At 29.3% G+C, this 16,878-nt stretch carries 13 protein-coding genes; 3 read left to right on the top strand and 10 right to left on the bottom strand.

Translation table 11 applies throughout. The annotated features are described in order from the left end of the window. Positions 1–2 precede the first annotated feature (2 nt). The 3 genes from SR63_RS06615 to selA are packed head-to-tail and all read right to left on the bottom strand — an operon-like array spanning position 3 to position 3,886. Positions 3–713, bottom strand: coding sequence for a thioredoxin fold domain-containing protein (locus tag SR63_RS06615; protein ID WP_002866703.1), 711 nt, complete (start codon positions 711–713; stop codon positions 3–5). Positions 714–761: 48 nt separating this feature from the next. Then, positions 762–2,567 carry a selenocysteine-specific translation elongation factor gene (gene selB, locus SR63_RS06610; protein ID WP_002877364.1) on the bottom strand — a complete coding sequence of 602 codons (1,806 nt, stop codon included), beginning with the start codon at positions 2,565–2,567 and terminating at the stop codon, positions 762–764. Beyond that, the gene (selA, locus tag SR63_RS06605; protein ID WP_002866705.1) at positions 2,564–3,886 is read right to left on the bottom strand and encodes an L-seryl-tRNA(Sec) selenium transferase; all 1,323 of its coding nucleotides are present in this window, start codon (positions 3,884–3,886) and stop codon (positions 2,564–2,566) included. Before selA ends, selB begins: the two co-directional genes overlap by 4 nt. A gap of 77 nt (positions 3,887–3,963) precedes the next feature. On the opposite strand from selA, the gene SR63_RS06600 reads away from it, so the two are divergent. Further along, positions 3,964–5,637, top strand: coding sequence for a 4Fe-4S dicluster domain-containing protein (locus SR63_RS06600; RefSeq protein WP_012006762.1), 1,674 nt, complete (start codon positions 3,964–3,966; stop codon positions 5,635–5,637). A 2-nt stretch (positions 5,638–5,639) separates the two neighbouring features. On the opposite strand, the gene SR63_RS06595 is transcribed toward SR63_RS06600, so the two are convergent. Then, positions 5,640–6,941, bottom strand: coding sequence for an MFS transporter (locus tag SR63_RS06595; protein ID WP_012006761.1), 1,302 nt, complete (start codon positions 6,939–6,941; stop codon positions 5,640–5,642). A 166-nt stretch (positions 6,942–7,107) separates the two neighbouring features. Between SR63_RS06595 and rdgB the strand changes: the two genes are divergently transcribed. Then, a complete protein-coding gene (gene rdgB, locus SR63_RS06590) occupies positions 7,108–7,710 on the top strand; it encodes an RdgB/HAM1 family non-canonical purine NTP pyrophosphatase (protein ID WP_002866708.1) in 603 nt (200 codons plus the stop codon). Positions 7,711–7,740: 30 nt separating this feature from the next. Here rdgB and SR63_RS06585 read toward each other — a convergent pair whose 3' ends face one another. Genes SR63_RS06585 through mqnE form a run of 6 tightly spaced genes read right to left on the bottom strand, consistent with a single transcriptional unit; the run spans position 7,741 to position 14,384 of the window. Further along, positions 7,741–10,212, bottom strand: coding sequence for an efflux RND transporter permease subunit (locus SR63_RS06585; protein WP_022552389.1), 2,472 nt, complete (start codon positions 10,210–10,212; stop codon positions 7,741–7,743). After that, positions 10,212–10,781 carry an ABC transporter substrate-binding protein gene (locus tag SR63_RS06580; protein WP_002866711.1) on the bottom strand — a complete coding sequence of 190 codons (570 nt, stop codon included), beginning with the start codon at positions 10,779–10,781 and terminating at the stop codon, positions 10,212–10,214. The genes SR63_RS06585 and SR63_RS06580 overlap by 1 nt, the downstream gene beginning before the upstream one ends. 9 nt (positions 10,782–10,790) lie before the next feature. After that, positions 10,791–11,489, bottom strand: a complete 699-nt coding sequence (locus tag SR63_RS06575; protein WP_063674750.1) for a VacJ family lipoprotein — start codon at positions 11,487–11,489, stop codon at positions 10,791–10,793. Between the two features lie 44 nt (positions 11,490–11,533). Beyond that, a complete protein-coding gene (locus tag SR63_RS06570) occupies positions 11,534–11,977 on the bottom strand; it encodes a phosphoribosyltransferase (protein ID WP_002866713.1) in 444 nt (147 codons plus the stop codon). Positions 11,978–11,990: 13 nt separating this feature from the next. Continuing rightward, a complete protein-coding gene (locus tag SR63_RS06565) occupies positions 11,991–13,310 on the bottom strand; it encodes an NCS2 family permease (protein WP_002877354.1) in 1,320 nt (439 codons plus the stop codon). Between the two features lie 9 nt (positions 13,311–13,319). After that, positions 13,320–14,384: an aminofutalosine synthase MqnE gene (gene mqnE / locus SR63_RS06560; protein ID WP_002862042.1), complete on the bottom strand. Its 1,065-nt coding sequence runs from the start codon at positions 14,382–14,384 to the stop codon at positions 13,320–13,322. Between the two features lie 142 nt (positions 14,385–14,526). Between mqnE and SR63_RS06555 the strand changes: the two genes are divergently transcribed. Continuing rightward, on the top strand, positions 14,527–16,875 hold the full coding sequence (locus SR63_RS06555) for a nucleotidyltransferase (RefSeq protein ID WP_147498409.1): 2,349 nt from the start codon (positions 14,527–14,529) through the stop codon (positions 16,873–16,875). Positions 16,876–16,878 lie beyond the last annotated feature (3 nt).

Raw genomic sequence — 16,878 nt, 5'->3', positions numbered from 1 at the left:
GTTTATTTAATAATAGTTGGAGTAGCGCTAAGACCTAATGAGCGATATTTTTCATATAAGGAAAAAACTTCTTTTAATTCTGTATCGCTTACTTTTGGATAATTTTTGATATTTGCATCATAGTATTTGTTTAAAATTGCGATTTTTTCTTTGTCATTTTTTGCTTTTTTTGCTTCTTTGTAGATTAGAGCGGATTTTTCAAAAGCAGATTTTCCATGTACTGGAGTTAAAATATAATTAACTTGATAGTTTTTAAGTTCATCATCAATTTGAGCTAAATGTTCTCTACAATAAGGACATTCAGGATCTGAAAAAACATAAATCGCAGGTTTATTTTTATCTCCCAAAGCTATTACCATGGTTTCTTTTTGTGCTACAGCTTTAGCATTTTTTGTAAAATTTTCTCTTGCTTCTTGAAATTTTTTCATTTCATATTCTTGAGCATAAGAAATTCCCGTTTTCAAGTCGATAAGATCAGGGGTAATAAGACTATCTTTTGTAAAAAGAATGTTTTCTTGTTTTTGCCCATTTAATTCAACGCTTACAATAACACTTTCAAAACCCGTATTACCAACCTTTTGACGATTTGATACACTAACGGTAGCATTTGGAAATTGTGCTTTAATGCTTTTTGAATAAAAATCACTAATTTCTGAATTACTTGCAGCAAACAAAGATGCTGAACAGGCAAGAATTAAACTTAATTTTTTCATAGTTTATAAATCCTTTAAATAAATTATGTTTAATTCTATAATGATTTTCTAAATGTTTGTTAAAAATCTTTTTTCAGCTTCTTTGTTTACTTGAGGAAATTTGTCTAAGTATTCTAAATAAGCAATAGCATATTTTCTTGAAAGATTGAAATATTCTTTCATACTTTGCACATCAAGACTTTGATTTTTTAATAAATTTAAACATTCTTGCATAAGTTTTTCAAGAGCTTGTTTTTCTATAAAAAGATTGTGTGAAAGTCTTACAACCAAGCCTTTTTGGGTAAGTTTTTTGAGTATATTATCTCCGCTTTTTCTGTCAAGTTCTAAAAAATCATAAAGATTATAAGGAGCTTCGGGTTTAATACCTTGTTTTTTTAAAATTTCATACATTTGGTTATTGTTTTTTTCTTGAAGTTTTTCAAAATCTATACCTTTTTTAAAATAAATTCCATTTTGAAAATCCAATAAATTTGACATTTCTTTAAGCCCAAGTTCGCAAAAATTTTCACTTGCCCAAGTAATCCTTAAAGCTAAAGAATGTGCTGAAAGCATGGCATAAGGATTTTTTTCAAGTATGAATTTGATGAAATTTTTAATTTCTTCTAGACTTTGTAAATGATATACATTAAGATTTTTTTCATCGACAAATACTTGATTTAATTCTTTCGCTAATTTCAATGCTTTTTGATGAGAGAGTTTAAATCTCTGATAGCTTGAAAGCAAACCAAAGCCGTATTTATGTGCGTCTTTTAAGAAAGAAAAAGCTGCTTTAAAATCTTTATTTTTCAAAAACATTAAAAATTTATTTTTTTGTTCTTTTTTTAAAGGTTCGCTTAAAGGATTTAAAACCTTACCACCGCCTATAACACGATTGTTTTGTAATAAAATAAAAGCCTCATCAAAACTTAAAAATACATTTTTATCAAAACTAAAATGCACAAAAAATTCATCATTTTCTAGTTTTTTTAATATATTTATTTTGCATTCTATTTGTCTTGAACCCACGCAAAAAATCATTTTGCTATTTTGTAAATTTTTTGCTTTAACTAAAGCATCGCATTCTTTAAAGGCTTTAAAATAACCTTTTTTACTTAGCAAATAACCTTTTTTCAACTCTTTATAATCACAATTTAAACTTAAAGCCACACGGTTACAAGCTTTGATTTGCTCTAAATTAGTATCGTGATTTTGTATATTTTTAACAATGAGTTCTTTTTGAGTGTCTAAACAGATGATTTTTTCATTTAAAGTGATACTTCCTTCATTCAGGCTACCTGTGACGACAGTTCCTATGCCTTTTAGAGAAAAAACTCTATCGATATAATAATGAAAAATCAGTTCTTCATTGTTTTCTTTGTTTTCTATGGTATAAAGATAATTTTTTAATTCTTCTATGCCTTGATTATTTTTTATACTGGTGTGAAATACTTTTAAAATGGGATAATCTAAATTTTTTAACTCTTCTAAAATTTCTACACTTTTTTGCTCTATATTTTCACAAAGATCACATTTGCTAAGCACTAAAATGATATTTTTAATATCAAGAATTTTTAAAATTTCTAAATGTTCTAAACTTTGTTCTTTTAAACCCTCGTTAATATCTACGACAAATAAACAAATACTAAAGCCAAAAGCTCCACTTACCATAGTTTTAACCAAATCTTTATGCCCTGGAACATCGATAAAAGAAATGTTTTTATCTTTTAATTTAAGATTTGAAAAACTTAAATTAATGGTGATTTGTCTTTCTTGTTCTTCTTTTAAGCTATCGCCTTCAAAACCATTTAAAGCTTTAATGAGTGAAGTTTTTCCATGATCAATATGTCCTGCGGTTCCTATAATAACAGATTTCATAAGTTTTCCATTTGATTGATTATAAGAATAAGTTTTTGAAGTTCATTTTCTCGTATAGTTCTAAAATCAAGAACAAATTCATCATTTTCAATGCGTCCTATGATATTTTCTTTTCTAAATCGAGTTTGTAGTTTTAAAGCATCTCCTTGAAAAGTCAGTATATAAGTATCTAAACTTTTATCAGGCATAGAACCTCCTCCTACTAAACTTTTGCTTTTTTTAAGCTGGGTTTGAAATTTTAATTCTTTTTGCACTCTTAAAGCTTTTTTTTCTATAAAGGATAAGTCATCATTTAAAAGTTTTAAGGTAATAATTTTTTCATAATCTTTTTGCAAATAAGCTTTTAAGCTTTCGTTTAAAAAAGATAGAGTTAATTTATCCACTCTTAGCATTCTTAAAAGTTGATTTTGTTTAAGTTTTTCTATGAGTTCTTTTTTTCCAAGTATAATGCCTGCTTGCACACTACCAAAAAGTTTATCTCCACTAAAACTTAAAATATCACATTCTTGTACGAGTTTTTTGATTTTAGGTTCATTTTTAATCAGTTTTTCATTTAAATTTTCACACCAGCCAGAACCTAGATCATAATAACTCAAAAGCCCTTTTTCTTTTGCTAGTTCATGTAGATCTTTTATATTTACTTCACTGTGAAAACCCATAAGAGCGAAATTAGACTTGTGGGTTTTTAAAATTAGAGCGGTATTTTCACTGATAGCTTGTTCATAGTCTTTTAAGTGTGTTTTGTTGCTAGTTCCAACTTCGCAAAGCTTTACACCTGCAGCTTTTATTACTTCAGGCACGCGAAAACTGCCACCAATTTCTACAAGTTCTCCTCTTGAGCTTATGATTTCTTTATTGTAACAAAGAGAATTAAGTACTAAAAAAACTGCCGCAGCGTTGTTATTGACCACTAAAGCATCTTCGCATTCAAAAAGCATTTTAAGTTTTTCTAGCACCAAAGCATAGCGAGAGCCTCTTTTTCCATTTTCTAAATCAAACTCTACATTAGAATAATTACAAATGATATCTTTACACGCTTCATAAAGTTCTTCATGGATTACACTTCTACCAAGGTTTGTATGTATAACCACTCCGCTTGCATTAATCACACTTTGTAAATCTTTGCGGTAAAAAGTTTTGATTTCTTTTTTGATTTCTAAAAGTAGTTTATCTTTAGAAATTTCATCTTGGGAAAAATTTTCTTTTAGTTTTGCGACAACTTTTTTACAAAAAAATGCTTTGATATAAAAAGGATAGGATTTTAAACTCTCATCTTCAATAAGAGTGTTAATTTGTGGAAAAGTTCTAAATTTGTTCATCTTAAGCCTTAAGAAAATATTTGGTTATTTTAACATAGAATTTATAAAATGATGTTTTAAAGAGATTAAGGAAGACAATGCAAGATTTTGTTTATATAAAAAATGATGTTTTAATCCCTTTGCCCGATGCTATTGAAATTTTAGATCAGGCAAATGATAAAGAAGTATTAGTTTGCAATGATAAAAATCAAAAAGCACAAATTTATGCCCCTGAGATTAATTTTTATCTTAAAAATTCTCAAGATGAAATTTTAGAGCAAAGTAAAAATGTTTTAACGCTTTATAAAGCAAGAGCTAGTGTTTATGATTTAGGGCTTGATTTAGAACAAAGCAAAGAAGTGCAAAATCGTTTGATTTTAGCAGACAGCGATACTCAAACCGTAGAGTTTTTAAAAGAACATGGATTTAAGGTTATTGCTTTAAGCAGTGTAGAAATTTTAGCTGTTTTTGGAAGTGTAGGGGAGCTTTGTGCTGTGGTTAAAAATCAAGGCGAAGAAGTGGAAATAGATTTTGATTTTTTACTTTTTAAAGCTGAGGATTTAAGCGCTGTGCGTAAAGATTTTACAAGACAAAGTGGATGTTATAATCTTTTAAATTTTGAAAATCTTGAAGTATTGTTAGAGTTTTTGCAAAGCAAAAGTCCAAAATATCATTATAAAACTTATATTAGCTATAATGCTAGCGTGTGTCAATACCACGAAAGACGCAGTGAGCATTGTGCAAAATGTGCTGAAATTTGTCCTACTGTGGCGATTTTAAAAGATGATGAAAAAAAGCATTTAGAATTTTCTCAAGTGGATTGTTTGGGTTGTGGAGGATGTATTAGCGTGTGTCCTAGCGGATCACTTGATTATGCTCCTATGCCAAGAGAAAGTTTTTTTACCCTTTGTGAGTTTTATAAAGATAAAAAAATTTTAATCATTCCTAAAAAAATGTCTTTAGAAAATTTAAATCTTGCTTTACCAAAAGATGTTTTACCCTTTATGATAGAGGGTGAAAAATGGCTTTCTTCTATGCATTTTTTAGCCCTTTTGCAAAATAGTGGAGCAAATTTAGTTTTTTATACGGATTTTGTATCTCGTGGTAGTAATGAGGCTATTGTGCTTTTAAATACTTTTTTTGAGAGAAAATTTCAAAAAAAAGCTATTTTTGTTGCTAAAGATGAAAAAGAATTGCAAAATGTTTTAAAAGAGCAAGAATTCATACAAGATTTAAAATATGATTTTCATAACAACACCTTAACTACAAGAGAAAATTTTGCCAAAAGAATGCAAGAAATGATAAAAAATGAAGATTTTGGCAGTATAGAAAGTGGCGAATGGTTGCGTTATGGTAAGGTAGAAATCAATCCTAACACCTGTACGCTTTGTCTTTCTTGTGTGGGTGCCTGTAATGTAGGAGCTTTAATCGCTGATAAACAAGAAAATGCTTTGAAATTTAATGCCTCTCTTTGCACGACTTGTGGGTATTGTGAGTTAAGTTGCGCTGAAAAAGATACTTTAAAATTATTTCGTAGTGGAATGGAGTTTAGAGCTTCTTATTTTGAATATCAAACCATGGCAAAAGATGAGCTTTTTGCCTGTATAGAATGTGGTAAAGAATTTGCCACCAAAAAAGCTGTAGAAAAAATAGCCAATTTAATGAAACCTAAATTTGGTAATGATGAGAATAAAATCAAAACACTTTATTGCTGTGCAGATTGCAAGGCAAAAGTGATGATAAAAGCAATGGGTTTTGCGGGGCAAAATTAGATTTAGATCTTAATTTTGCCTTCTAATTCTTCTTTATTTATAAGTTTGCTATCAAATTTAACAACAAGATTTTTAGAGTTTTTATAAATATCTACAACCCCTAAATTTTCACTAAAAGTACTGAAACTTAAAGGCGTTTCTAAAGGTAGATAAAGGTTTTTAAAATCAGCTGGATTTTTTAAGAAAAATAATGCCACAAGCCAAATTAGAGCTAAAATTACTAAAATAATAGCCAAAAGATTTAAGGCATCTAGATGTAAAAATATCCCTCCGATAATACCACCTATAAAACTTCCACCATATCCAAAAGCATTAAACAACCCTAATGCTGCACCTTTTTCATGAACTTTACAAAATTTTGATGCACAACTTTGCATAATAGGTTCGTGTAAATTAAAACCTATAAAAAAAATCACAACTGCTATGATAAAAAAAACTATAGAATTACTAAAAGCAAAAAAAAGATAAGAAAGTATGAAAAAAACAATTCCTAAGAGTAAAATTTGTTTAGCTAAACCTCTTTTTTCGCCTAAACTTCCAGCAAAGCCCATAGCGATAAAACCTGCCACCATAGAAGCGCTATAAACAATCCAAAGTTTATCAGAAGCAAAGCCTAAATGTTTTACTAGAATAATAGGAATACTTAAAAATGCTATACTCATAAGCATTTTTTGCATGAAATTAGTAAGATTCATAAGGGCTAAATTTTTTTGTTTAATAAGATGAAAAAAAGGAGTTTTTTCATTTTCATGAGTGATTTTGTTTTCTTTAGGTACAACGGTATAAAGTAAAATTATACATAAAAGAGACAAAGCTGCACTAAGATCAAAAAGGCTAGATAAACCCCATTTTGCACTCATTAAAGGAGAGATTACCATAGAAGCTGCAAAACTAAGTCCTATAAAAGAACCCATTACTGCCATGGCTTTACCACGATTTTCTTCTGTGATAAAATCACTTATCATTGCTGTAGCCACAGCTCCAATAGCCCCTGCACCTTGGAGCATTCTCCCTAAAAGCATGGTGTAAATATTTTCTGCAAACGAGCAGATTAAAGAGCCTATTATAAAAATAATCAGTCCAATGAGCATGGTTTTTTTACGACCAATTTTATCACTTAAAATCCCAAAAGGCATTTGTAAAATCATTTGGGTTAAGGCGTAAACACCAACTAAAAGTCCCACTAAAAATTCATTAGCACCTTCAAGTTTTAAAGCATAAAGACTTAAAACTGGCAAAACTATAAAAAGCCCAAAAAATCTTGTTCCAACTATGAAAGATAAGGGTAAGACATTATTTAGCATTATCAATTTCCTATTAAATTTGAAATTTAAATTAGGATAATTTTACTATGAAATGGATTAAGCATTGATTAACATCGTTTTATCATTTGATATTTAAAAGCTACGCACAAGGATAAATTTTATAAAATCATATTTTTGTTTTTGATATTATTTTGGAGCTTTTGTTATGAAGATTATCCTAGCTACGAGCAATAAACATAAAGTTTTAGAACTTAAAGAAATTTTAAAAGATTTTGAAATTTATGCTTTTGATGAAGTTTTAATGCCTTTTGAGATTGAAGAAAATGGAAAAACTTTTAAAGAAAACGCCTTGATTAAAGCAAGAGCGGTTTTTAATGCTTTGGATGAAAAGCAAAAAAAAGATTTTATCGCTTTAAGTGATGATAGTGGCATTTGTGTAGATGTTTTAGAAGGAAATCCAGGAATTTATTCTGCTCGATTTAGCGATAAGGGCGATGATAAAAGTAACCGTGATAAACTTGTCAATGAAATGATAAAAAAAGGTTTTAATCAAAGCAGGGCACATTATGTTGCTGCTATTGCTATGGTGGGTTTGATGGGGGAATTTAGTACGCATGGAACCATGCATGGAAAAGTAATAGATACAGAAAAAGGTGAAAATGGTTTTGGTTATGATAGCCTTTTTATTCCAAAGGGTTTTGATAAAACCTTAGCCCAGCTTAGCGTGGATGAGAAGAATAATATCTCTCATCGTTTTAAAGCTTTAGAGCTTGCAAAAATCATTTTAAAGATTTTAAATAAAGGATAAAAATGAAAAATTTTTTAAAATATATAGCTATTATTGTTTTAATATATGCTCTTTATATTGGTTTGGAAACTTGGTTTTCTTAGAATAAATAGTGATTAAAAAGCTTGGTAATAAGAACAAACTTCCACTTAAAAGCAAAATCATTACAAAAACGGTTAAAATTCCAAAATAAATTGTTGGAATAAAATTGCTACTCACCATAACACTAAAACCTAAAACTATGCTAATTGTGGTATAATAAAGTGCTGAACCTATACTAAGGTGAGAAATCATAATGGCTTCTTCTAGGCTTTTGTTTTTAATTTCTTCTCTAAAACGATAAATATAATGTATAGCATCATCAACACCTATGCCTATAGCAATAGCAGCTATAGTAATACTCATCATATCCAAAGGAATACCTAAAAGCCCCATAAGAGCAAAAACCACACTTAAAGGAATAACATTTACCAATATAGCCGCAACTGAAAATTTTAAATCTCTAAAAACAATGATAAAAAGTATAAAAATAGCTAAAATTACAAATATAAGAGTATCAAATTGCGATGAAAAAAGACTTTGGAGCATATTATTATAAAGCACCATTATGCCTGTGATTTGAACTTCTACTCCATCGTTTTTTACAAGCTCGTTGAGCTGTTTTTTAAGATCTATTAAAAACTCATTACGTCTTAAATTCGGATCAGAATCAACAATACGCATGCTAAATCTTAACTCGTTATTTTCTATGCTTACAAAAGGTGAAAGCAAGTCTTGTTTAAATTTAGCAGGTAAATTCTCATTTAAAAACGCAAGGGCAAAATCATCTAACTCTTTTCCATCGTTGATATTTTCCCCTAGGGTTAAAAGACTATTAAGACTTAAAACCGAGCCTACAAATTCTTTGTTTTCTAAAAATTCATGAACTTTTTTTGCAATACGTGTTTTTTTAGAGTCAAACCAATAAGTTTCTTGTGTGGCTAAATTTTCAAATTCACTTTCAAAACTATCAAGAGTATCACTTGTATTTTGATCGTTTTTATTATTTGGAAAACGAATGATGACTTCTAAAGGCAAGGTTCCACCTAGATTTTTATCAATAACCAAAAGTCCTTTTTTGATTTCACTACCATCTTTGAAATAATTGACAAAAGAATTTTCAACTCTGAGTTTTAAAATGCCTATTAAAGCTAAGATTATAGCAAGAACTGAAATTCCATAAATCATGCGACGCTTTTTAGGATCAAGAGCGGTTTTGGCGCAAAAGGCTAAAAGATTAAATTTAAACTCTTTTTTATGATAATTTTTTGGTTTTAAAAGAACTAAGATACTTGCTAAAAACAAATAACTAAAGATAAGAGCTAAACCTATACCTATACTCATCATAATGCCAAGTTTTATGATAGGTTCGATATTTGATAGGATTAAAGAAAAAAATCCTATCATCGTTGTAACAATGGCATAAAGGCTAGGATTTGCTTTGGCTAGTAAGGTTTCAAGCACTATGCGCTCAACTTTAGCTTTGGGATGATTTTGGGTGCTTTCGATAAAATGCGTGATCAAATGAACAACTACACTTAAGGTGATAATTAAAACCAAAGCAACATAATTTGATGAAATAACTGTGATTTGAAAATTTAAAAGTGCAAAAACTCCGCTAGCTGCACTTAAGCTTATAAAACAAATAAAAAGAGGTAAAAAAACAAAACGCCATGAACGGAAAAAATAATAAAGTGCAAGTCCTAGTAAAAACACAAGAGAAACACCATAAAGCACAAGATCAGATTTTATATAAGCTATCATATCATCAGCGATCATGCTTACGCCACCAAGGTAGAGCGTATCTTTATTTTTTTCATAATTTCGAACTATGCTTTTAATAGTATCTAGACTTTGTTTCGTGATAACTTTTTGCTTGTCTTGATGTTCTTTTATGGCAAGACGAATTTGATCTTTTTCTTTTTCATCACTAGCAAGATCGCGTTTTTCTATAAGATTATTATAAACTGTATCAGGCTTTAAGTAAATAATAAGCCCTGTTACTTTTCCATCTTTTGAGATGATATTATTTTTATAAAAGGGACTATTTAAAATTTCATTTTGGGCTTTTGTGCGGTTTATATCTTGGCTTTCTATATTTGGGATATTTTTTAAAAGTTCTTTTAAATCCGTATTTTGCGAACTTTGAAGCAAAGGGGCATTGATGATACTAAAAACGCGTTCTACTAAAGGGGCTTTTTCTAATTCTTCATGAAGTTTTTTTAATTTGGCTAAATTTTCATTTGAAAAAGGTTTTTCATCATAGGGTTTGAAGGCTAAAAGTAAAAAATTATCACTTTTATAATGTTTTGAAATTTCTCTAAAAGTTTTTAAATCTGCATCATCTTCTAAAAGTAAACTTTCAGCACTTGCATCTACACTAAGCTTAAAAGCAAAAAAGCTTAAAAACAGACATATAAACAAGGTTCCAAAAAAAGTACTTTTTGGACGAGAAATAAAAAACTTTAAAAGCTTTGCAAACATTATTCTATGACAATACTTTCAAGTTTTTGAAGTAGGGCATCAAAGCCTTGGTTGGCTAAAATATCTCCAAATTGTGATCTATAAGTTTGTACTATACTCACACCTAAAACATCTACATCATAAATAAGCCAGTTGTTATTATCATTGTAAAATTTGAAAATGATATTTTTTTCTTCCCCATCTACTACCGTAGAAGTGGTTAAAAAATAACGTTTTTCATTTTTTAACTCACCATTTTTGACCTTTAAAACCTGATCTTTATAAAGACTGAGTTTATCGGTAAAACTTTTTTTAAGACTTGTTTCAAAGGCTGTGGTAAATTTTTCTTGTTCTTTTGGGGTTAATTTAGAATAATTTTTCGAAAGACTCAGTTTTGCCATGAGTTTATAATCTATTATGCTATCAAAAAGTTTAAAAATTCCATTAGCAGCTTGTTTTTTATCTTCTTTACTATCTTGTAAAAGTTTTAAGCTTGCATCAATGTTTTTTTGCATAGTGCTAGAAATTTCATCTAGTTGTAAGGCAAAAGCATTAAAAAATAAAGTCAAGATTAAAAATATTTTTTTCATTAATTTCCTTTATTTGCTAAGTTCATTGCGTCTTTGCTCGTAAGCATCACGCAAGAATGGATATAAATTAGGCGTGTTGTGATAAATTTCATCAATTTCATCAAGCCTAAAACTAAGTTCATTACCAAATCCATAAGCACTTATAGCTATACTTGCCCAAGTAGGATCAATGTAAGCGGTAAAACTTGTATACCAAGTTGCAGGTAAAGTAAGAGTGTCTCTAAGATTACTAGGGCCGAGTATAGGTAAGACAATATGAAAACCGCTTCCTACACCCCAGTGAGCCAAAACAGTTCCTAAGTCCGCGGGATGTTTTTTAAGACTCATTTTTGATGCCACATCCATAAGTCCACCAAAGCCCATAATAGTATTGGCAGCAAATCTTTTAAATTCTTCTCCCGCTTCTTCAAATTTAAACTGCAAAACATTGCCTACAAAACGCAAAGGAGCAAGTAAATTATCAAAGAAATTTCTTGCCCCTAATCTTATAAATTCGGGAGTGATAGCGTTATAGCCCTTAAGAACGGGACGCAAACCATAATCATACAAAGCCACATTAAAACTTGTCATAGCTTTGTTATATCCTGAAAGTGGATCGTTTACTTGATAGTTTTGGTATTCTTGTTCAAAATCATCTAAATTTTGTTCTTTAGCAAAAGCAAAAATAGTAAAAAAAATTAAAATAAAAGATATAAATTTTATTCTCAAGCAAAAACTCCTAAAAATTTTAAAAGTAAAATTATAGCAAATTTTTAATCAAGATTTATATCCCAGTAAAAATCCACCCATTCAGTAGCTTCTTTTACTTTAAAATCAGGCTTCAAAAGAGCAGTTTTTTTATAAAAAATGGTTGCAATTTTAAGTTCTATATGAGGAAATTTTTCAAGCAAAACTTTTTTTATTTCTGCTAAACTTTCTCCACTATCTACTATATCATCAATGAGTAGAATTTTTTTGTGCTTGCTTAAATCAGGAATGTTAAAAATTTCAATTGTATCAAGTTTTTTTGTATCATCGTAATGAATTGAGTTTAAAGCAAAAAGCTGACGCGTTTTTAAAGCCACTGCTAAAGAATGCCCCAAACTCATCCCTCCTCTTGCTATAGCTAAAAGTGCATCAGGATTAAAATCTTTTTTAATTTCTTTAGCAAGAATTTTTACATCTTCTTTAAATTCTTCATAGGAGTAAAATATCATTATATATCCTTATTTATTGTAGTGCCATAAGTAAAAAATTACCCAAAGATAATAAACTTAAAACTATAATGCCAAGATTGATTTTATCCCATTCGCGTTTAAAAATTCTTACAAGTAAATAAGAAAGAAAACCAAAAGCAAAACCTGTGGTGATGGAGTAAGTAAAAGGCATCATGATAATAGTAAAAAAGCTTGCTACAGCTATAGCACTATCTTTAAAATCTATATTTTTAACTTCCATAAACATTAAAATTCCAACCATTACAAGTACGGGGTATATTGCGTTTGCAGGAATGGCTTTAAAAAGTGGCAGTAAAAAAAGTGTAAAAGCAAAACAAATAGCTACAACTAAAGCTGTAAGTCCAGTTCTTCCCCCGCTTTCAACCCCTGTAGTGCTTTCTACAAAAGCTGTAACTGTAGAAGTGCCTGTCATAGCTCCTAAAGCCGATCCTGTTGCATCTGCCATTAATGTTTTGCTTAGTTTTTTTTCTCCATTTTTTGGATCATCAAAAATCTTTCCTCTTTCACCCACACCTGTGATAGTTCCTATACTATCAAAAAGTTGAGTGATAAAAAAAGTAAGAATTATAGGTATCATAGTAATATTTAAGGCACTTTTGATATCAAGTTGTAAAAAGATGGCTCCTAGGCCATTTTCCATGCTAAAATTTGGCAAAGAAAAGATTTGCACAGGAAAACTTGCATTGTCTAAATGGAAAATCCAAGCGATAATAGAGCTTACTAATACCCCAAAAATAAAAGCTCCGCGAAGTTTTATAGCCCAAAAAAAGATGATTAAAGCTAGAGTGAAAATTCCAAAAAGCACATGAGGACTTTTGAAATTTCCTATGCTTACTAAAGTATCTTTATTATGCATGATCACACCCATTTGACTTAAGCCTAAAAAAGCTATAAAACAACCTATACCCGCACAAATTGCAAGGCGTAAATCTTTTGGGATATTGCGGATTACCCAAAGGCGAAAATGCGTAAAAGAAAGTATGAGAAAAATAATACTTGAAATAAAAACAGCTCCTAAGGCACTTTGCCAAGCTATGTTTTGACCTAAACAAACCGCAAAGGTAAAATAAGCATTTAAACCCATTCCTACACTCATAGCTACAGGAGTATTGGCAAAAAAAGCATTAAAAGCACTTGCAACTATGGTGATTAAAGCTGTTGCGGTGATTAAAGCTTCTATGGGCATTCCTGTATTTCCTACTATGCTAGAATTTACGGGGATAATGTAAACCATAGCCAAAAAAGTAGTAAGCCCTGCTATAACTTCGGTTTTAAAACTCGTATTGTTTTCTTTGAGTTTAAAAAAGTCCATTTTTTCTCCTTAGTAGGTTTTTAGCTCGTTATATAAACTATCGCGTTCTACAGGAATAAGATTTGAAGTTTTTATCATATCGATAAAAGTTTTTAAACTTGTGCCTTTAGCAGATTTTGCACCACCTGCACTTTGTATGCTTTCTTTTTCTATGGTACCGTCTAAATCATTAGCTCCAAATTCTTGTGCTACCATGGCTAAATTTAAAGTCATTGTTGCCCAGTAAGCTTTGATATTTTTAATATTATCAAGCACTAAACGAGCAATGGCAATGGTTTTTAAAATTTCTTCACTATCCATGATTTTATCAGTTTGTATAAAGCTATTATCCCTTTGCCAAACTAGAGGGATAAAAGCATTAAATCCACCGGTTTGATCTTGAAGATCACGCAGTCTTAACATATGATCGATCCTGTGATGTCTTTCTTCTATATGCCCAAAAAGCATGGTAGCATTACTTTGTTTGCCTTTTTCATGCCAAAGTTTATGAATTTTAAGCCAATTTTCACTGCTAACTTTTCCATGACAAATTTTCTTACGCACTTCTTCATCAAAAATTTCAGCCCCACCGCCTGGCATGGAATCAACGCCGTATTCAAGCATTTTTTCTATCACTTCTTCATAGCTCATTTTAAAACGACGATGTAAAAAATCAATCTCAGCAGCAGTCATAGCTTTTACATGAAGATTAGGATATTTTTCTTTTATCATTTTAAAAATTTCTAAATACCATTGCCAAGTTGTATCTTTGTTGTGAGCTGAAACGATATGTACTTCTTTGGTTTCTCGTTTTACGGTTTCATCGACAATTTTCATAATCTCTTCATGAGTCATCAAATAAGGATTAGGATTTTTACGGTGTGCTGAAAAGGCGCAAAATTTACAGGTATCTGCACAGATATTAGTTGGGTTGATATGACGATTGATATTAAAATAAACTTTTTTTCCATGAAGTTTGGTGCGTTTTTTGTGAGCGTATTTGCCTAAGGTAAAAAGATCTAGATCCCAAAGTGCATTGGCTTCTTCTTGGTTTAATCTTTCTTCATTTTCTAGTTTGGTAATTAAATTTTTCATTTTAATTTTACTCTTTTGCTGTTTTTAAATAAAGCATTATAATTTTTGCTTACTGAAAAAGAGTTTATAGAAAAAGCCAAAATAAAAGATATTTTTGTTAAGATTATTATTAAAATATTAAAATTTAAAGAGAGTAGAAATTTTGTTAAATAAAGAATTAGAAATTTTTAAAAAAAATCTTAGTTCCTATACCCAAAGTTGTAGAAAATTTTTTCTTAAGCAAGGGGCGTTTAGCTTATATCATTCTAAAAATATGGATAATTTCATAAAAAAAGCTTATGATATAGTTCTTAAAGATTATTTTGATGATTTTTCACCTCCAAGTGATAATATCCCTTTTTGTGTTTTAGCAAGCAAAGCATATGCAAATAATAGTCTTTGTTTTAATGAAAGTATTTCTTTGATTTTTGTTTATAAAGATATTAAGGCTTTTCATTTAAAACCTATGATTAAGGCTTTTATCGAAATTTTAAATGATGCGCATTTGCAAATTGACTCTGTTATCTTAGAATTTAACGGACTTTATAATGCTAGCAATGAGCTTAAGACTTCTATAATACAAACTCGTTTCATATGTGGTTCTAGGATTTTATTTAAAGGGATTAAGACAAAATTTGAGAGTATTTTAAAAGAAAATAAAAATGATTTTGCCAAGCTTTTGCTAGAAAATTTTAAAGAATTTGATATTCCATTTATAAAGCAGGAATTTAATATCTTAAAAGATTTTGGCGGATTAAATCATTTAAGATCCTTAGAGAGTTTGCTTGTTCTTTTTAAGACTTCTCCAAAAAATTATGCCTTAAATTTTATAGATGAAAAAAATTTAAGCGAGTTGCGTTTAGCTGGAGATTTTTTACTTTCTTTAAAATCAGCGATGAATTTATTAAGCGCTAAAGATGAGGATGAGTTTTTACTTATTAATGTTCATGATTTGAGTGAATTAATGTATAAAAAAGCTAAAAAACATTTTGGAGCAAATGAGTTGTTGGTTCAAAAGGCTTTGCAAAGTATGCATACTATAGGTTTTTATACGCACTTTCTAGCAAAGCAAATTCAAGATGGATTAAATCATACTCTTAAACAAGAATATAAATTTAAAACTCTTGTGGAAGTTTTAGAATACTTATTAAAACTTGAAGATAAACAGGTTATTTTCGATCTTAACTTGGTTTTTGCCCTAAGAAGATTGAAATACAGTAAAAAAGATATAGAAAAAGCTTTAATACTTTTTGAGAAAATTTTTTATAAAAGGCATAGTTTTTGTGTTTTAAAACTTTTGCTTGATAGTGGAATTTTAAAAGATTTATGCAAGCCTTTTTGGACAGTTCGTTTTTTAAGCGATGAAGAAGGAAATTATAGTTTTGATGAGCAAGTTTTTCTTATGTTAAGTGAATTTGAAAAATACGAAGATGAGCTTGAGATACTCCAAAAACTTAAAACCGATGAAAAAATGATTTTAAAGCTTGTGATACTTTTAAGCGCTATAGAAAGTGAAAATGAAATTTCTTTAGCAGGCATATATAGAGCGTATTGCTCCAAATTTGATTTAAAGAATGAAATTTTAGAATGGGGTCTTAAGATATTTAAAAACAATAATGCCTTAAAAGATCTTGTAGAAAAAGAAGATATATACAATCCTATTGTTGTAAGTAGCTTGGTTTCTAAGCTAGAAAATTTAGAAAATTTAGAGCTTTTATACACTTTAACTTGGCTAAAGGCTAAGGCTTTAAATTATAATGCTTTTTATTTTAGAGTTCTTGATAAACTTTTAGAAAATGCAAAACAAGGTTTTGAAGATGAAAATCTACTTGAAGAAAGCGCAAGAAGAGTAAAAAAAGAATTAACACTTAAAAGAAGTAAGATTTTTTTAGAGCAAGATGAAATTTTGCAAGATAAAATCATACATATCAAATCAAATCTTTTTATTATAAAAAATACTTTTGAAGATATTGTTATGATTTCTAAATTAGCCAAAGAAAATGATTTTAAATTTTGGTTTAGCAATGAAACAAATCTTAGTTTGCAAATTGTTGCACCACTTCATTTTAATATTGCCATTATTTTAAGTTCTTTAACAAATTTAAATCTTGTTTTCATGAATTTTTTTGAACTTTTTGATGATAAAATTTATTTAAGATTTGAATATGATAATATTATTAGTGATGAGCAAAAACTAAAACTTTGCGAGCTTTTAAATTCAAATCTTTCTGGTTTTAATTTGAAAAAAATTAAAAAGCCAATCATTAAAAAAGATGAGTTAAAATTAGACTTAAATTATTCTAAAATGTATGCCAAATTAGGTCTTAATACTAAAGATCAGCAAGGTTTAATGGCGTATTTGATGAATGTTTTTAATGAACTTGAACTTGTTTTATGTGCAGCAAAAATTCAAACCATAAGACAAAGGACGCGTAATATTTTTATTTTTCAAAAGAATGAAAAATTAGAACATAGCGAGCAAAAGTTAGTTAATTTATTAATAAGTGAGTAAAAA

Origin of the sequence: Campylobacter sp. 2014D-0259 (genome assembly GCF_008000505.1) — a bacterium.
GTDB classification, from domain to species: Bacteria; Campylobacterota; Campylobacteria; order Campylobacterales; family Campylobacteraceae; genus Campylobacter_D; species Campylobacter_D jejuni.
This window is presented reverse-complemented; position numbering and strand designations above follow the sequence as displayed.